This is a genomic window from Alteromonas sp. ABH4_457 (genome assembly GCF_056160625.1).
The window spans coordinates 136,842-155,728 of record NZ_JBSWXN010000002.1; the positions used below are offsets into that span (position 1 = coordinate 136,842).

Consider the following 18,887-nt stretch of genomic DNA (forward strand, 5'->3'; position numbering starts at 1 on the left):
CCGGTTATGTCTGTTTCATTTGATCTAACGAACAAAACAGCCCTGGTGACGGGCGCGAGCCGTGGAATAGGCCAGGCCCTCGCCAGCGGGCTTGCCAGTGCAGGCGCCAGAGTGATCTGTGCCAGCAGCCGCGCCGGCGGGTGTGACGATACTGTTGCCCAAATCCGCGATAACGGTGGCGAAGCCACCGCATTGTCAGCCAATTTAAGTGACGCTGATGCAACACAAGCCCTCGCTGAAGAAGCGTTATCTGTGTATGGCGGCGTGGATATTCTGCTCAATAACGGCGGAACGATTTTCCGGGCACCGGCAACTGATTTTCCGCTGGATAAATGGCAGGAAGTGATGCGGGTGAATATTGATTCTGCATTTATTTTGTCGCAAGCCATCGGCAAAACCATGGTAGAGCGCCAGTCGGGGAAAATTATCAATATTGCATCGATGCTGAGCTACAGCGGAGGCATAACGGTTCCTGCCTATACCGCCAGCAAACACGCCATTGCCGGTTTAACCAAAGCGCTGGCCAATGAATGGGGCGCGCATAATGTGCAGGTTAATGCCATCGCACCGGGCTACATCCGTACCGACAATACTCAGGCCCTGCAGGATGATGAAAACCGCAGCACTGAAATTCTCAAGCGTATTCCTGCTAACCGCTGGGGCGAGGCGCAGGACTTACAGGGGGCAGCCGTTTTTCTTGCCAGCGCAGCGAGCAATTACATCAACGGACACATTCTGGCCGTGGATGGCGGATTCTTAGCCCGGTAACCCGTACCGGGCGGGATTGGCAGTTCCCTTCCGGCAGCGAATAAAGGTTAGCTACATAGCAAAAAAGGACACAGTTATGACAGAACGATATTTGATACCCAGTGTGGTGCATGCCTGCGAAGTTTTCCGCTTGCTGGCCAGCAGAGATCGCGGCATGACCATGCAGGAACTGGAAGCTGCACTGGATCTGCCAAGAACCACGGTTTTCCGTTTACTGCGTACGCTGGTTGCTGAAGAGATGCTGGAAAAGCGCGGCAAAATTTACTTCTGTGGTGCCAATCTGATGCAGTTGGGTCTGCAAATCATTCACTCAGATCGCATGCAGCAAATGGCCATTCCCCATATTCAGCGCCTGGCCCTGCGCACCGGTCATACTGCGCATCTGGCTGTACCGAATCACGGTAAAGCGCTGATCGTCGAAGTGTTCGACAGCCCGAATCCGTTAATGGTATCCAAACGCCCGGGCGTAGAAGCCCAAATGCACTGTTCTTCAACAGGAAAGGTATTTCTGGCGTTTTTGTATTACGACAATCTGGAACTGTTGCTGGCCGAACATCCTATGGAACAGCATACGCCGTTTACCATCACTAACATCGCCGATTTGCGCAAAGAGCTTAACCGGGTCCGGGCATTAGGCTATGCCGTTGACGAAAGAGAATATAACAAGGACGTACGTTGTGTTGCTGTTCCTGTGCGCAATAGTCTGGGCACCGTAGTGGCATCGGTGGGTATCACCGCACCGGCCGCTGTATTTCCCAAAACAGCCGTGCCTAAAGTGGCTGAAATGGTTAAAGAAGCAGCCAGAGGCATCTATAAAGATGCCTATCAGCTTGAACGGGTAAGCAATTAGGTCGGTGCCTGTGACAGCAGATTCGCTTTTTAATACAACCATGCCACGCTGCCTGCTTGCCGGCGAAGTGATGGTGGAATTATCCCGCGCGGAACCCGGATTGTTCAGGCAGAGTTTTGCCGGCGATGTTTACAACACGGCGGTATATCTCAAGCGCTGCCTGCCCGACTGCGAGGTGAGCATGCTCACCGCTGTGGGGCAGGATCCGTTTAGTGTAGCAATGAAACAGGCCATGGGTGAGGAAGGCATCAACACCGGCTTCATACTCACACACCCCGAAAAGGGGCCGGGACTCTATGCCATTCATACCGACGCCAGTGGAGAAAGAAGCTTTCAGTACTGGCGCAATGACGCGGCAGCAAGGGAATGGGTAACGCTGTGGCAGCAAACCCTTGCCGGGTCAGAACAATCGCCTCTACCGCAGGCAGATTTAATTTACCTGAGCGGAATTACACTGGCAGTGCTGGATGAAACCCAACGGGCTTTATTGTTCGACTGGCTGCATCAGGCAAGAGAAAACGGTATCAGAGTAGCGTTTGATCCTAACTACCGGCCGCAACTGTGGGCATCTGTTGATGAAGCCGCAGTATGGACCCGACGGGCTTACCATATTGCTGATATCGCCTTTCCCGGCATGGATGAACACAAACTGCTTTTCGGTCACAAAGACTGTTTTGATGTGATGGATATTGTAGCTGACTGGGGCGTGAAAGAAGTTGTTGCGAAGAACGGAACCGACAAGATACGCGTGCTGTTTAATGAAACCATGGTGACCATTCCCGTGACACCGGTAGCCCATGTTGTCGATACCACCTCGGCGGGTGACGGATTTACCGGCGGCTATCTGGCAGCACGTCTCGACGGAAAAAGCGTCCGTCAGGCCGCGCAGCAGGGGGCTGACGTGGCGTCCACCATTATCCGGTTTCCGGGAGCCATTGTGCCGGAATCCGCTTTCACAGAGGCTTTAAACCGGCTCCACGACACAGAAACCACTGCCCGTCCGGAAACGGCAGGATAAACCGGGGTTCGTTGCCCCTTGTTATTGACGGAAAAATAAGAAGACCGCACATGCTTGAAAAACAACGGCATCAACTGATCATCAGCGCTCTGGATGAAACCGAATTTCTCAGCGTGAAAGATCTCTGCTCACAGTTAAAATCGTCAGAAGCCACCATCCGCCGGGATTTAGTCAAGCTGGCGGCACTGGACAAAATTCGCAAAATTCGTGGCGGTGCGCAGGTAAAAGAGAATGCGGTACGGGACAGCAAACCCGGGCTCTCTGCCAGCATTTTTGCACAGGACAGAAGCCGTAATGCGAACACTAAGCGGATGATTGCCAAAGCAGCCACCCAGCTCGTTCAGGACGGTGAGGCCATCATTATAAACGGCGGTACATCGACCTTTATGATGGCCGAGTTCCTGGCGGACAGAAAACTGAACATCCTGACTAACTCATTCATTCTTGCCCACGAACTGCTGGAAAGCAGCCAGAATCAGGTTGCCCTGCCCGGCGGACAGGTTTACCGCCACCAGAGCATTATTCTCAGCTCGTTTGAAAACGATACGACGCAAAAATACCGGGGCAGCATGATGTTCATGGGGTCACCCGGGGTCAGCGAATTTGGCATCATGGAAACCGACCCGCTGCTAATTCTCGCAGAACAGAAACTTCGCAAACGGGCTGACAAGCTGGTGGTACTGGCTGACAGCACCAAAATCGGTGTGAAGGGCAACCTGCTGTTCTGTGGCCTGGAGGAAGTAGACATTGTGATCACAGACAGCCAGGCCAATCCTGAAGCCGTGCAAGGTATCAGGCAGCATGGCGTGGATGTCATGATTGTTGAGGCGTGTGGTTAGTACCGCGCCTCAGTGTTTTCCCGCCGTAAGCCCCTCCGCCCAACATTAGTGCAAGTTGCACTCTCCACGCTCAACATTCAGCTAAATAGCATATTTATTCACCGGAAATTATCTTGTATATATCTATAGAAACTGAAAACCCCGCTGCACTTTAACTGAAATATTAGTAAAGCCATCCTCATAATTACGAAATTCAACGCGATAAATAGGATACTCACACTATACAAAAGTATCAAAGGCAGAGTTATTGCACCCGCAATCCTTAAATGTATAGACCTATTAAAATACCACCTGCATAAGGATGCGATAATGAAAGCCACACATGTATATCAGCGGCAGTTCATCATATCCCAATGTGTTTGCCAGTAGCGCTCAACCCGGAACAGTTGGTATAACCGTACGTAAGGACTTTTTCTGACGGACACTCAGGCAATGGCACTACAGTGCGGTTGCCGGATAACAACATTAAAAAAGGAACAAATATGACTTTTTCCAACGGGGCGTTTTTTACAACAAAGCCAGTTAAATCCTTTAGAAAGCTGGCTTTGGGTTTGATGATCAGTGGCCTGCTTGGCACCTCTGCGCCGGTACTGGCACAAAACGATGCCATACCGGCTCCGGTTGATGTGCTGGGGCACGCGCCGGGTGATGATTTTTATCTGGCGAATTACGAAGATTCACTGAAGTATTTTCATGCGCTGGCAGACAGCACGGATAAAATGCAGATGTTCACGGCGGGTAAAACCACGCAAGGTAAAACCTTCGAATACGCCATCATCTCCACACCGGAAAACCTGGCGAAGTGGGAAGAGTATAAAGCCATTTCCCGCAGGCTGGCTGACTCCAGAGATCTGACGGATGAGGAAGCCCGGAAACTGGCTGCCACGTCAAAAATTATCGTTCATATTGATGGCGGCATGCACGCCTCTGAAGTGGCTGACCATCAGCTCCCTATCAAACTGGCTCATACCATGGTGACCCCGGGCGACCCGAAAATCAGCCGCATCCTTGACGATGTGATTCTGGTTTTATGGCCAACACTGAACCCGGACGGACAGGACATGGTGGTTGACTGGTATCGCCAGAACACCGGAACAGAGCACGAAACCAGCCCCATGCCGTGGTTGTATCAGGAGTACGTCGGCCACGACAACAACCGTGACGGCTATATGCTGAATATGACAGAAAGCCGCTCTGTCACCGCTCAGGTCCAGGAAAATGCGCCGGCGATTTTCTATTCCCAGCACCAGAAAGCGCCCTTCCCTGCACGGATTTGGGTACCGCCGTTTTCAGATCCTATTTCAGAAAATATCGACCCGCTGGTAAGACACTGGACCAGTCTGATTGGTATGCACATGATTGGCGAGTTTGAACACCAGCAGTTACCGGGAGCCATCGCGCAGGCCCGGTTTGATAACTGGTTCCCGGGTTTTCTGGATTACACCCACGCCTTCCGCCACACTATTTCCTATTTCACGGAAACGGCTCTTCACCTTTATGCCACGCCCTGGGAATACGATGCCAAAGATTTTCCGGATAACCGCAAAGATCTGAAGCCTCAGGTGATGTATCCGTCTCCGTGGAAAGGCGGCAAATGGACGCTGGGTGATGCCGTACACTATATGGAAGTGGCTTCGATTTCTACGCTGGATACTGCGTCACGCTACCGCGAGCAAATCTTGTATGACCGCTATCAGTCAGGTCGCGATACCGTCGCACGTTTCAGAGAAGAAGGGCCTTTTGCCTGGATAATTCCGGCTCAGCAACACGATTTATCAGAGGCCGGTGAACTGGTAGAAGTCATGCTGCGCCAGCAGATTGAGGTGTATCAGGTAAGTAAATCCGCTACATTCGGCGATACCAAAGTCGCTGCAGGCAGCTGGGTTATCCCCATGGATCAGCCGTTCGCCGGACTGGTACAGGAGTTGTTTGAACGTCAAACGTATCCCGCTACCTTTGTTGATAAAGACGGCCTTCCGGAAAATCTGCCCTACGATGCCACAGGCTGGACTTTACCCCTGCAAATGGGTGTGGATACAGTAGCGCTGACATCCAAACTGTCTGACCGCGACAAGAAGAAACTGAAAGCTGTTACAACCGTAGATCTGCCCTCCGGTATTGAAGGCCGCGGTAATGTTTTTGTTGCTCCTCAGAATCAGAATGCCAGCTTCGCCCTGATTAATGCAGCCCTTGCAAAAGGTGCTTCGGTAAGCCGCGGAATGCATGACGAGCAACCCGCATTCTTTATTTCAGGGATAGACAAAGACAGCGCTGAAGCGCTGGCCACAGCCCACGATGTTACTCTGCAAAGCACTTCCCGCGCACCTGAAAATGCGCAGGCAGTAGAAACAGCGAGAGTTGGACTCTACCGTCCGTGGAAACCGTCTATGGACGAAGGCTGGACCCGCTGGATATTCGAGCAGTACGGTTATAACCCGGTCACCCTGTACAACGACGATATGAAAGCCGGAGATTTACTGTCGAAAATTGATGTACTGGTACTGCCGGACATCGATTTAAGCTGGATCACCGAAGGCTTCAGTGCACCCAAGAGCGACAGCTGGTATAACCGTACCGGTGGTGCCACAGAAGATCCTGTACCGGCAAAATATGCCGGAGGCATTGGTTCAGAAGGTGCACAGGCATTACGGGATTTTGTTGCCCGTGGCGGTAAACTCATTGCCTTCAACCAGGCGTCTGATGCCGCTATCAGCTTACTGGGACTGCCGGTAAAAAATGTCCTCGCCGGTGTGGGCAGTGACGTTTTCTACTGTGCCGGTGCGCTGGTACAAACCGAACTGAATAAAGAAGCTGACAGTGCCGCCACACAGGGCCTGCCGGACGACCCGGTAGTGATGTTCTCTCACGGTCCTGCCTTTGATACATTACCCGGCTTTGACGGCACCATATTGTCTTCCTATTCTGAAGAAGGTGACGTATTGCTGAGCGGTGTGTTGCTGCACCCTGAAGCGATAAATGGCAAAGCGGCTGCTATGGAAGTGAATTACGGTGACGGCGAGGTGTATCTGCTGGGCTTCCAGCCTCAATGGCGCGCCCAGTCACACGGCACGTACAAGTTTATCTTCAACAACCTGTACAAGTAACGCCACAACGCATAACTATGCAACCGGCTCTGTCAACGACTGAGCCGGTATTTTTGTTCCCTTTCTCAAATTATGTCTATACAATAAATCTATCATCTTCCGAATGGTAGCTACCATGACATCACATACTGCATCGCTTTCTGACTATACCCTTTTTGCCCGTCATGTATTGCTCACTGACGGCTGGCATCAGGATCAGCGCATCAGTATTGCCGGCGGGAAAATAAGTCATATCACACCGGCAAGCCCTGAACCTTCAGATCTTGTGATTGATGCGCTGCTTCCCGGCATGCCAAACCTGCACAGTCACGCCTTTCAAAGAGGGATGGCAGGGCTTGCAGAAGTGAAAGGACCGGGCGCAGATTCGTTCTGGACCTGGCGGCAGGTAATGTACCGCTTTTTAGAAAAACTCACACCGGACGATCTTACTGCGATTGCCACCCTTGCATACATTGAAATGCTGGAGAGCGGGTTTACCCGTGTTGGCGAATTTCATTACCTTCACCATGCGCCTGATGGTAAACCGTACGGCCAGCCCGCCGCCATGAGTGATGCCATCATCGATGCTGCCACCGATACCGGCATCAACCTCACAATGCTTCCGGTTTTCTATGCGCACAGTGGTTTCGGCGGTCAGGCACCGGAAGCTGCACAGCAACGGTTCATTCACAGCACCGACGACTTCGGTAAACTCTATGAGCATATTGAACGCCGGCTGCTGACTACAGACGGTGCCGTAACCGGCGTAGCCCCTCACAGTTTACGGGCAGTGACCGGAGAAGAGCTGCAGTTTTTAACGTCGCTGGGAAACGGACCGGTTCACATTCACATTGCAGAGCAAATGAAAGAGGTGAACAGTTGTCTGGCCCATTACGGCGCCCGTCCCGTTCAGTGGCTGCTGGACAATCAGCCCGTGAATGCGCGCTGGTGTCTGGTGCATGCTACTCACCTGGATGACGCCGAAATTTCCGGTATTGCACGTTCACAAGCTGTCGCTGGGTTGTGCCCTGTTACCGAAGCCAATTTGGGCGATGGTCTGTTTCCGCTTAACCCGTTCCTGGAAGCCGGCGGCCGCATTGGTGTGGGTTCAGACTCCAACGTAAAAATTGATGCACCGGAAGAGTTACGCCTGCTTGAATATGGTCAGCGCCTGCAACTGCAAAACCGGAATGTAAGCCAGCGTCATGCAGGTGAACGCTGTGGTCAGTCTTTGTGGCAACAAAGCGTTGCCGGCGGCGCTCAGGCACTGGGCGTTGCTCCCGGATTACAGCCCGGCGCCTGTGCCGATATGGTTTCTTTGAAAATCAGCGGGTTACCCGATATGCTAAGGTCTCACGATAATATTATCGAGCAACTGGTTTTCTGTCACAATAAAGACCTGATTGACTGTGTGTGGGTAAATGGCCGGCTTACAGTAAAAGAAGGCCGCCATGCCGGCAGAGAACACGCGCAACGCGCCTTCATTAAGACTATTAACAGAGTATTTCAGTAATGCCGCCAGAACCGCAGGAAAAAGGGGTCAAAGATACGCTGCACCAGACAATCTGCAACGACATTCGTCAGCAGATCCTCTCGGGCACCTGGCCTCCGGGTTACAAAATCCCTTTTGAGCATGAACTTGTTGAGAACTACGGGTGTTCCCGTATGACGGTAAACAAAGCCATTACCTCTCTGGTAGATGAAGGATTGATTCACCGCCGCCGTCGCGCCGGCTCTTTTGTGGCGCGTCCGAAAATTCAGTCTGTCATTGTGGATATTCCTGATATACAAACTGAAATCGCTAACCGGGGGCAGCCATACGGCTTCTCTCTGTTATCACGGCGCAAACGCACCGCGCAGAAACGGAAAGCGGAAGAACTGGAACTGGGTGCTGACAATCCGTTACTGGAATTACGCTGTCTTCATCTGGCAAGTAACCGGCCCTTTGCACTGGAAATGCGTCTCATCAACCTGAATGCCGTCCCTGAGGCTGAAGGCATCACGTTTGAGGATGTGTCGCCGGGTCACTGGCTGCTTGAACATGTAGCCTGGAGTAAAGCCCAGCACCGTATCTCTGCCATTTCAGCCAATGCAGAACAGGCTGAAGCGCTGGGTATTGAAGAAGGTACAGCATGCCTGTTACTGGAGCGTCAGACATGGCGTGGCGGCGAAGGGATCACTTACGTAAGACAGTTATTTCCGGGCGATGCCTATAATCTTCTCGCCCGTTTCTCACCCGCTTTCGGTTAACCGCAGCCACGCTTTATAAAGGCTGCGGCTTCCTGCTATAGCAACATGGCAGCAACCCAACCGCCTGCCAGCAAGGGTAAATTGTAGTGTAAGAAGGTAGGTACAACCGTGTCCCAGATATGGTTGTGCTGACCGTCTGCATTGAGTCCGGCAGTGGGTCCCAAAGTGGAATCTGAAGCCGGAGAGCCCGCATCGCCCAGTGCACCTGCCGTGCCCACCAGCGTGACAATGGCCAGCGGACTAAAACCCAGTTGCAAGGCCAGCGGCACAAAAATCGCGGCGATAATCGGGACAGTGGAAAAAGAAGAGCCCACGCCAAGGGTGATCACCAGACCCACCACTAACATCATCAGCGCGCCTAACGCCTTGCTGTTGTCAATCAACGCCGCACTGGTATCAACCAGAGACTGAATATCTCCGGTTGCACGCATCACTGCCGCGAACCCGGACGCTGTGATCATGATAAAGCCCACGTTGGCCATCATCTTCATGCCTTCAACAAAAACATCATCGGCCTGCTTCCAGCGGATAACCCCGCTGATACTGAAGATCACAAAGCCCACCAGTGCACCAAGCACCATAGAGTCAAACATCAGTTGCACCACAAATGCAGTAATCACGGCAACACCTGACACCGCCAGTGAACGGCCGCTGTATTTCACCTCTGTATGCTCAGCCCGTTTCAGCTTTTTATCACTGTATTCCCGCGGTTTGCGGTAGCTGATAAACACAGCAACCAGTAAACCGGCCAGCATGCCAAGGGCAGGCAATGCCATGGCCCGGATGACAGATACACCGGACACATCAGCACCGCTTTCCTGCAGATTTACCAGCAGAATGTCATTCAGATAAATGGAACCGAACCCCACCGGCAGAAACATGTACGGGGTGATCAAACCAAACGTCAGCACGCAGGCAATGGCCCGGCGGTCCAGCTTCAGCTTTTGCGTGACCAGCAGCAGAGGCGGTACCAGCAACGGAATAAAGGCAATATGAATAGGAATGAGGTTTTGCGAGCATACCGCCATCACTAACAAAGCAGCCATTACGCCATAACGGATAGTCCGTGCCAGCGCGGGATTTTCACCCTGCTTCTTATCAAGTTTTTTCAGGACCTGTCCTGCCAGCAGATCAGGAATACCCGAGCGGGAAATTGCCACCGCAAAGGCCCCCAGAAAGGCATACGACAGTGCCACCGTTGCGCCTGCACCCAGTCCGCTGTTGAAGTTATTCAGCGTGCCTAAGGTACCCAGACCACTGAGCAGGCCACCTGCAAACGTCGCGATAATAAGCGCTATAACTACGTGCACCCGCGCCAGACTTAGCGCCAGCATTATGCACACCGCAATCAACACTGAATTCATGCTTACCTCTTATGTCTATACTTATACTAATGGTGACAGGCAATTTTATTTTTATTGTTCTGTTATATCGGGGGCTGGCAATAAATACAAGACGCAACATAGATATTGCGATGAAATGGATAAATATTTGGATTTATATGACTATACATATTAAAAATTGTTGGCTATATTAAATTGAAATAGCGTCCACAGAGACAAGCGCATGAAGCAACAAGCTGAAAAGATTTGGGTGAATGCAAGGCTGGTAACCATGGCCGATCCCGCCGCCCCTCTGGCGATAACAGAAGACGGTGCCGTCGCGATGGCTGATGGCAAAATTCTGGCCGCCGGTCCTGCTGCCGCCGTCACTGCGCAGTATCAGTCTGACCAGGTTATTGACTTACAGGGCCTGCTGGTAACACCCGGCCTCATCGACTGTCATACCCATCTGGTGTATGCAGGCAGCCGTGCCAATGAATTTGAAGCCAGGCTGGAAGGGACCAGTTACGCTGACATCGCCGCACAAGGTGGCGGCATTATGTCTACGCTCACCTCAACCCGCGCCGCATCAGAACAAACCCTGCTGGATGAAACCCTGCCCCGGCTCGACAGTCTGCTTGCACAGGGTGTGACGACGGTAGAGATAAAATCCGGTTACGGACAGGATATTGAGTCTGAACTTAAGCAGTTACGGGTTGCACGGTCACTGGCGCAGCACCGGGCAGTGTCAGTCTCCCCCACACTGCTGGCCGCGCATGTGGTACCGCCGGAATTTAAAGGCCGCGCTGACGACTATGTGTCGTATGTATGTGAACAGCTGTTCCCGGCTGCACTGGCAGATGGCAACATTGATGCAGTGGACGCATTTTGTGAGCACATTGCCTTTACGCCACATCAAACCAGCCGGATTTTCGACACTGCCAGACAAGCCGGACTCAAGGTAAAGCTTCATGCCGGACAACTGTCAGATAATGGCAGCGTGTCGCTGGCAGCAAACTATCAGGCGCTGTCTGCCGATCACATTGAATTTGCCACCGCGAAAGACGTGGAAGCCATGGCCGCTTCCGGCACCGTAGCAGTGCTACTGCCGGGCGCCTTTTACTGTTTGAGAGAAACGCAGAAGCCACCGGTTGAATTACTCAGACAACACAATGTTCCGATGGCTGTTGCTACAGATGCCAATCCCGGTACATCGCCGGTAACGTCACCACTACTTATCATGAACATGGCCTGTACCCTTTTCGGACTTACCGTTGCTGAAGCCTTCAGTGGTATGACAGTTCATGCCGCCGCTGCGTTGGGTCAGCAATCTCAGACCGGCAGTCTGGAAGCCGGAAAGTACTGCGACCTTGCCTGCTGGAACGCACCGTCACCGGCACACCTTATCTATCAAATCGGACTTAATCCCTTACGTCGCCGAATCTTCAGAGGACTGGAAAAATGACAACAATAATAATGCAACCTGGTCAGGTATCACTTAAAGACTGGCGTACGATTTACGAAGGCGCACCGGCTGTTCTGCACGAAGATGCTTTACCCCGGGTGATTGCTTCAGAACAGGCAGTACAGCGCATTATCGCCCGCAACAAACCGGTATACGGTATTAATACCGGCTTCGGAAAACTGGCAAATGTCCGTATTCCTGATGATCAGCTGGCACAACTGCAGCACAACATCGTCATTTCTCATGCTGCCGGTGTGGGTGAGCCGGCTCCGGTTAACGTTATCCGTTTGATGATGGCGCTCAAACTGGCCAGCCTTGGACATGGCGCATCCGGTGTGAAGCTGGAAACGGTTAAACTGCTGGAAGCTTTCCTGAATAAGGGCATCACGCCGGTTGTGCCGGAAAAAGGCTCAGTCGGGGCATCCGGCGATCTTGCGCCTTTATCTCATATGACTATGGCGCTCATCGGACTGGGCGATGTGCTGGTCGACGGCAAACAAATGCCTGCCGCTGACGCCATGGCTAAAGCTTCACTCACTCCGCTCAGCCTCGGACCGAAGGAAGGTCTGGCGCTCCTCAATGGTACCCAATACTCTACGGCTCAGGCCCTTGCAGGACTGTTCGCCGCACAACATGGCTTCGCCACCGCACTTATTACCGGTGCCATGTCTACCGATGCGGCCAAAGGTTCAACCGCCCCGATGGATCCACGCATTCACGCCTTGCGTGGTCACCAGGGCCAAATCACCGTAGCTGCAGCGCTGCGTGAGCTTCTGGAAGGCAGTACAATCCGTGACTCTCATCTGCAATGCGAGAAAGTGCAGGACCCTTACTGTCTTCGCTGTCAGCCCCAGGTCATGGGTGCCGCTTTTGACTTACTGAATCAGGCCGCTACCCCCCTGCTTACTGAAGCCAATGGTGTGTCAGATAACCCCCTCATTTTCAGTGATACGGATGAAGCCCTGTCAGGGGGAAATTTTCACGCCGAACCGGTTGCCTTTGCAGCCGATATGATTGCCATGGCCGTGTGCGAAACCGGTTCACTGAGCGAGCGGCGTATTGCCATGCTGGTTGACCCGGCGCTGTCAGGTTTGCCGGCATTTTTGACGCCCCGTCCGGGCCTGAATTCCGGCTTTATGATCCCGCAGGTTACGGCCGCGGCCCTGGTATCTGAAAACAAACAACAGGCATTCCCGGCTAGTGTGGACTCCATCCCCACCAGCGCGAATCAGGAAGATCATGTTTCAATGGCCGCGCACGGTGCACGCAGACTGGCTGGTATGAACACCAATCTGCAGCATATTCTGGCCATAGAATTGTTGATTGCCGTGCAAGGCATCGATTTGCACGGTGACATGAAAACCAGTCCTCACCTGGAAACCGTCAGACAAACTCTGCGTAGTGAAGTCCCTATGTTGCAGGATGACCGCTACATGGCAAAAGACATGGCAGCCGCCTTTGCGCTCGTAGCAGGCTCAGACCTCACAGGACCAGTCGCAGAGATATTTAACCCTGCGCAGTCCGGCGGAGCGTCAGCATGAGCACTCACTGGCTGGAAATCAGCGAGGGCAATGCGCCCCTTGTGCTGAGTATCCCTCATACCGGACTGACCATACCGGATGAAATAGCACAACAACTGCAATGCGATAAAGAAACGGCACTGGCTGACACAGACTGGTGGGTAGACAAGCTATACAGTTTCGCGCCTGAACTCGGTATTACCGTGGTGCGCAGCCATATCTCCCGCACGGTCATCGATTTAAACCGGGACCCGTCCGGCGTATCGCTTTATCCGGGCCAGACCACCACACAACTTTGCCCGCAGGAACGTTTCGACGGCGTACCGTTTTATGCCGCACCGCTTTCTGAAGAAGAAACGGAATACCGGAAAGCCACGTGGTTTATGCCCTATCACAACGCACTGTCCCACCAGCTGAACCGGCTTAAGCGTCAGCACGGGCAGGTCGTCCTGTTTGATGCCCATTCCATCCGCTCGCTGTGCCCCCGTTTATTTGAAGGCGAATTACCGGGCCTGAATCTGGGGACAAACACGGATAAAAGTTGCCACAGCGACTACGCCACCATCGCATTTTCTGCGCTGCAAAGCAGCGTTCATTCTGCGGTAAGCAATGGTCGCTTCAAAGGCGGCTGGATCACCCGTCACTACGGCAATCCGGGACAAGGTATTCATGCACTGCAATTGGAAATCGCCCAGCGCTGCTACCTGCGTGAGCCGGCAGAACCCGGCCGGCCGGAATACGATGCGGCTTATGCTGCTCCGCTTCAAAACGAATTAAAACAGTTACTCTCCCGGCTGATTGACCGGGCAAAATCCTGAGGAAAGATCATGACAACATCCCGAGTAATCCGTGCCCCGAGAGGCAGTGAACTGAACGCTAAAAGCTGGCTGACCGAAGCACCCCTGCGTATGTTGATGAACAACCTGGACCCGGAAGTGGCGGAGCGTCCCGAAGATCTGGTGGTTTACGGCGGTATCGGTAAAGCAGCCAGAAACTGGGAATGCTTCGACAAGATTGTCGATACGCTTAAAAACCTGAATGACGATGAAACCCTGCTGGTGCAGTCAGGGAAGCCGGTGGGAGTGTTCCCCACCCACGAAAATGCGCCGCGGATACTGATTGCCAATTCCAATCTTGTTCCTCACTGGGCGAACTGGGACACGTTTAACGAGCTCGATAAAAAAGGCCTCATGATGTACGGCCAGATGACTGCCGGCTCATGGATTTACATCGGCTCTCAGGGCATTGTTCAGGGCACCTATGAAACCTTCGTCGAAGCCGGCCGCCAGCATTTCAACGGTAACCTGGCAGGACGCTGGATCCTGACTGCCGGACTGGGCGGTATGGGCGGTGCACAGCCTTTAGCGGCCACCATGGCCGGCGCCTCCATGCTCGCTATTGAGTGCGATGCTACCCGCATTGATATGCGTCTGCGCACCCGTTACCTGGACGAAAAAGCAGAAACACTGGATGAAGCACTGGCCATCCTTGAACGGGCAAAAGAAAACGGTAAACCGGTATCGGTAGGCCTGTTAGGAAATGCAGCGGAAGTACTGCCGGAAATGGTTAAGCGTGGCATTAAGCCGGATATGGTTACCGACCAGACATCAGCCCACGACCCGGTTAACGGCTACCTGCCTGCGGGATGGACGCTGGAAGAATGGCGTGAGAAACAGGTGAGCGACACGGCAGCAGTGACTGCAGCAGCGAAAGTGTCTATGGCGGAACATGTAAAAGCGATGCTGGCCTTTGATGATATGGGTATCCCTACCTTTGATTACGGTAATAACATCCGTCAGGTGGCTTTGCAGGAAGGTGTAACCAATGCCTTTAACTTCCCGGGATTTGTACCCGCTTATATTCGTCCGCGCTTTTGTGAAGGTGTAGGACCATTCCGCTGGGTTGCCCTTTCAGGCGACCCGGAAGATATTTACAAAACCGATGCCAAAGTAAAAGAGCTGCTGCCTGATGACGCTTCATTGCACAACTGGCTGGATATGGCGCAGGAACGGATCAGCTTCCAGGGTTTACCGGCACGCATTTGCTGGGTGGGACTGGGCGACCGTCACCGTCTCGGACTGGCGTTCAACGAAATGTACCGTAACGGCGAACTTAAAGCGCCGGTGGTAATTGGCCGTGATCACCTGGACAGCGGTTCTGTGTCGAGCCCGAACCGTGAAACCGAAGCCATGATGGACGGTTCGGATGCGGTTTCCGACTGGCCGCTGCTCAATGCCATGCTGAATACAGCGGGCGGTGCCACCTGGGTATCGCTGCATCATGGTGGTGGTGTGGGCATGGGCTTCAGCCAGCATTCAGGTGTTGTGATTGTATGTGACGGTACTGAAGAGGCTGACAAGCGCATTGGCCGTGTACTCTGGAATGACCCGGCCACCGGCGTGATGCGTCATGCTGATGCAGGTTACGAACTGGCACAGAAATGTGCGCAGAAACACGACCTGAATCTGCCTATGCTTAAATAACCGTCAAGCCTTCCGTAATGCGGAAGGCTAATTTTACAGATAGCAGCAATTTACACCCTGTTTTTTGTACAAACGCGCCTGTTGGTGGTTTAATAGGCGCACGTTTTTCCAACCAGCTTATCAAAAATGCGCGCAGTACTGTGGTCCTGGTTCAGCATCTTGATGTTTTTTGGGGTGTGCACTGCGCCGGCTCAGGCTCAGACTACCCATCAGCTCATCAATGAAAATATTGAAACCAGCCTGACGGACAATTTTGAATTTTACTTCGAGACAGACACGCAGCTGACTATCAGTGAAGCAATCAAGCGTCGTCCTGATTTCCGTTTTTATACCGACCCGAATCCTAACTTCGGTTTTCAGTCCCGCGCATTGTGGCTGGTTACCAAATTCAACAACACAAGTAATACCCGTGACTGGGTATTCAATATCGATTTCAGCCAGTTAGATAAAGTCGATTTTTATCTCGTCAGAGGCGATGAAGTCTTAAAGCAAAGTCATCAGGGTAAGCTGCAAACCGAGCAGATATTCCGCGTACCGACCATGCGGGCTGAGCTGCCGGTGGACGCTCCGCTGGAGTTATACCTGCGGGTCGAAAGTGCCTCTTCCAGCCTGATTGTACCGTTATCTGTGGAGCCGGAAACCCGCCATAGTTTCGGCGTACAACTGGACAGTCTGCTGTGGGGATTGTTCTACGGCGGCCTGATCATTCTGGCAATATACAACTTCGCGCTGTTCTTCGGTTCCAGAGAGCCAAGCCTGGTCGCTTACGTGGGCTACATTATGGCGGTATTGCTATGGCAATTTGTCTGGGGCGGCCATCTTCACCTGATATTCCGCGACGGCTTTGACCCGTGGTTTGCTGCGCATACAGAGATGATTTTCGTCATCATCGGGATCAGCTCCGGGCTGTTCGCGGTTACCTTCCTGGAAACCAGAAAACATGCCCCGAATGCCCATCCGGTGATCATGTCTCTGCTGGTTTTGCAGGGCGTTATCGGCGCAGGCTGTCTCATCGATTTGCTGCCTCACATCTGGAAGAATAACCTGGTGTATGGCGTGGGTATGATTGCGATTTGCAGTTACATCTATGCCGGCTTTGAGGCTTACGTTAATAAGTTCAAACCCGCCCTCTATTTCATCTTCGCCTGGGGCATGCTGGCCAGCGGTGCAATCGTGGGCATTCTGAGCTTACTGAATATTTTACCTTCCAATGACTACACCACATACTGCTTCCAGGTAGGCGTGTTTATCGAAGCCGGGTTGTTCTCTTTCGCCCTCATGGAAAAGAGTCGCAATCAGCTGGCCTCTGAGGTCAGTCAGGCAACCAACGAGCTTCGCAATAATATGGAACTCATTGAAGAGCAGAATGCCCGTCTGGACATTGCCCGCAAAGACGCTATTAAAGCCAGTAACGTAAAATCTCAGTTCCTGGCCAATATGAGCCATGAAATCCGTACGCCTCTCAATGCCATTCTCGGATTCAGTAAAGAGCTCACCCATGTTGCCCTGCCGGTGGAACAACAGGAGCAGGTTCGAATCATCAACACAGCGGCGGATAACCTGCTGGGTATCGTCAATGACGTACTCGACTTCTCTAAAATTGAGGCCGGTAAGCTGCAGATTAACAATCAGCCATTCTCACCGAACCAGTTACTGGAAGACATGGTGACGCTGATGTCTAAGTCTGCCCACTCCAAGCGGCTGGAATTTGTTTTTGATACCGGCCCGTTACCGGAAAAACTCATCGGCGATGTATTCAGAATTAAGCAGGTACTGAACAACCTCCTCAGTAACGCCCTGAAGTTCACCTCTTCCGGCACCATCACCCTCACAGTTAGAGGCACGTCCCTGCCCCACGGCATCCATGAATTACACTTCCGGATTGAAGATACCGGTATTGGTATAAGCCGCCAGGATAAGAAAAAGCTGTTTAATGCTTTCTCCCAGATTGATGATGCGTTGAACCGTAGCTATCAGGGCACAGGGCTTGGTCTGGTTATCTGCCGGGAACTGATAAAACTGATGCGCGGCACTCTGGATTTAAACAGTGTACCCGGGCTTGGCAGTGTCTTTGACATCCGTCTGCGGGCGAATCAGCTTAGTCAGAAATACAGTCTTACACCGAACGCCGAATGGATTGGAAAACGGGTTGTGGTATTCGACCCTGTGCCGGACACCCGCAGAGCCACTGCCTCCATGCTCACCGCACTGGGAGCCAGGGTGACATCAGCAGATTCCGTAGCCTTTCTGAACATGCTGGATATACATCCTGATTTACTGTTTGCTACTGTACCGGTTTCCCATCTGGAGAAGCGGAACACGTACCTCAGTGAACTGGTGGAGTTTCCGGCGAAAAAACGCATCCTGTGGTACTCCGGTCCGGAACCGTTCAACCAGTATCCCAGCCTGACCCAGCACTTCCATGAACAGGTAAGAATGCCTGTCACACTCACCAAACTGGAAAGCCTGCTGCATCAGAAAACAGCCCGTCGCCGTAATCCGATGCAGGATAAGATGAATAACCTGCCCAAGGCACGTATTCTGGCTGTTGATGACATGGAAATGAACCTTAAGCTGCTGCATACCTGGCTGGATCACTCACCGGTCAGTCTGACCACGTCCATGAGCGGCCAGGATGCCGTTAACCGTTGTCAGAGCACGGAATATGATCTCATCCTGATGGATGTTCAAATGCCGGGTATGGATGGTTTGCAGGCATCCAGACTGATCCGCAAAACGGCTCTGAATATGGGTACCCCTATCATTGCAGTCACCGCCCATGCTTTCAAAGAGGAACAGGAAAGGTTGCTGGCATCAGGTATGGACGATTATCTGCCCAAGCCTATCGAAATGGGCGCCCTTCTCGATTTGATTAAGCGCTGGTGTCAGAACGCCACCCCGACAGCCATGGCTTTACCTACTCTGGACTGGCAACTGGCGGTTAAACGCACCCACCAGAACCCGGAAGCTGCACGCTCGTTACTGGGGGATTTTGTGGTGTTGCTGCCGCCCACCATTTCCACATTAAAATCGATGTGGAAAGAAAAAGACTTCGACGGCCTGAAGGCGGAAGTGCACAAACTTCACGGAGCCTGCTGCTACACCGGTGTACCGAAGTTACAGGAACTGGCTTCAGAACTGGAAATCGCACTAAAGCTTGAGCAAAACTTCCTGATTGCAGAGCATCTGCCTGCCCTGCTGAATGAGTGCGAAATATTAATGACAGAAGCCAGACGCTTCCTGGAAGAAATGAATTACACCTTCCCCTGAGCCGGAGACTCAGGGGAAG

13 protein-coding genes are annotated in these 18,887 nt (G+C 52.6%); 12 read left to right on the top strand and 1 reads right to left on the bottom strand.

Translation table 11 applies throughout. The features are described 5' to 3' along the window. Window positions 1-6 precede the first annotated feature (6 nt). The 7 genes from ACXAGR_RS03825 (at window position 7) to hutC (ending at window position 8,808) form a co-directional block, all read left to right on the top strand. Window positions 7-768: a glucose 1-dehydrogenase gene (locus tag ACXAGR_RS03825; protein WP_474848230.1), complete on the top strand. Its 762-nt coding sequence runs from the start codon at window positions 7-9 to the stop codon at window positions 766-768. A 76-nt stretch (window positions 769-844) separates the two neighbouring features. Next, entirely contained in the window at window positions 845-1,618 is a 774-nt protein-coding gene (locus ACXAGR_RS03830) for an IclR family transcriptional regulator (protein ID WP_119502766.1), read from the top strand. A 10-nt stretch (window positions 1,619-1,628) separates the two neighbouring features. After that, the gene (locus tag ACXAGR_RS03835; RefSeq protein WP_474848232.1) at window positions 1,629-2,636 is read left to right on the top strand and encodes a sugar kinase; all 1,008 of its coding nucleotides are present in this window, start codon (window positions 1,629-1,631) and stop codon (window positions 2,634-2,636) included. 50 nt (window positions 2,637-2,686) lie between these two features. After that, window positions 2,687-3,475 (top strand): DeoR/GlpR family DNA-binding transcription regulator, encoded by a 789-nt coding sequence (locus ACXAGR_RS03840; protein ID WP_474848234.1) that lies wholly within the window; start codon window positions 2,687-2,689, stop codon window positions 3,473-3,475. A gap of 482 nt (window positions 3,476-3,957) precedes the next feature. Next, window positions 3,958-6,579 (top strand): M14 family metallopeptidase, encoded by a 2,622-nt coding sequence (locus ACXAGR_RS03845; RefSeq protein ID WP_474848236.1) that lies wholly within the window; start codon window positions 3,958-3,960, stop codon window positions 6,577-6,579. Window positions 6,580-6,694: 115 nt separating this feature from the next. After that, entirely contained in the window at window positions 6,695-8,071 is a 1,377-nt protein-coding gene (locus tag ACXAGR_RS03850) for a formimidoylglutamate deiminase (RefSeq protein ID WP_474848238.1), read from the top strand. Next, window positions 8,071-8,808, top strand: coding sequence for a histidine utilization repressor (gene hutC / locus ACXAGR_RS03855; protein WP_474841522.1), 738 nt, complete (start codon window positions 8,071-8,073; stop codon window positions 8,806-8,808). Before ACXAGR_RS03850 ends, hutC begins: the two co-directional genes overlap by 1 nt. A 35-nt stretch (window positions 8,809-8,843) precedes the next feature. On the opposite strand, the gene ACXAGR_RS03860 is transcribed toward hutC, so the two are convergent. Next, window positions 8,844-10,172: a Na+/H+ antiporter family protein gene (locus tag ACXAGR_RS03860; protein ID WP_474848240.1), complete on the bottom strand. Its 1,329-nt coding sequence runs from the start codon at window positions 10,170-10,172 to the stop codon at window positions 8,844-8,846. 202 nt (window positions 10,173-10,374) lie between these two features. On the opposite strand from ACXAGR_RS03860, the gene hutI reads away from it, so the two are divergent. The 5 genes from hutI to ACXAGR_RS03885 all read left to right on the top strand — a co-directional run bounded on the left by hutI (window position 10,375) and on the right by ACXAGR_RS03885 (window position 18,868). Next, window positions 10,375-11,595: an imidazolonepropionase gene (hutI, locus tag ACXAGR_RS03865; protein ID WP_474848242.1), complete on the top strand. Its 1,221-nt coding sequence runs from the start codon at window positions 10,375-10,377 to the stop codon at window positions 11,593-11,595. Continuing rightward, complete coding sequence (hutH, locus tag ACXAGR_RS03870) at window positions 11,592-13,136, top strand: histidine ammonia-lyase (RefSeq protein ID WP_474848244.1); 1,545 nt, start codon at window positions 11,592-11,594, stop codon at window positions 13,134-13,136. The genes hutI and hutH overlap by 4 nt, the downstream gene beginning before the upstream one ends. Further along, on the top strand, window positions 13,133-13,933 hold the full coding sequence (gene hutG, locus ACXAGR_RS03875) for an N-formylglutamate deformylase (protein WP_474848246.1): 801 nt from the start codon (window positions 13,133-13,135) through the stop codon (window positions 13,931-13,933). The genes hutH and hutG overlap by 4 nt, the downstream gene beginning before the upstream one ends. Window positions 13,934-13,942: 9 nt before the next feature. After that, complete coding sequence (gene hutU / locus ACXAGR_RS03880; RefSeq protein ID WP_474848248.1) at window positions 13,943-15,598, top strand: urocanate hydratase; 1,656 nt, start codon at window positions 13,943-13,945, stop codon at window positions 15,596-15,598. A gap of 162 nt (window positions 15,599-15,760) precedes the next feature. Then, complete coding sequence (locus tag ACXAGR_RS03885) at window positions 15,761-18,868, top strand: hybrid sensor histidine kinase/response regulator (protein WP_474848805.1); 3,108 nt, start codon at window positions 15,761-15,763, stop codon at window positions 18,866-18,868. The last annotated feature ends 19 nt before the right edge of the window (window positions 18,869-18,887 follow it).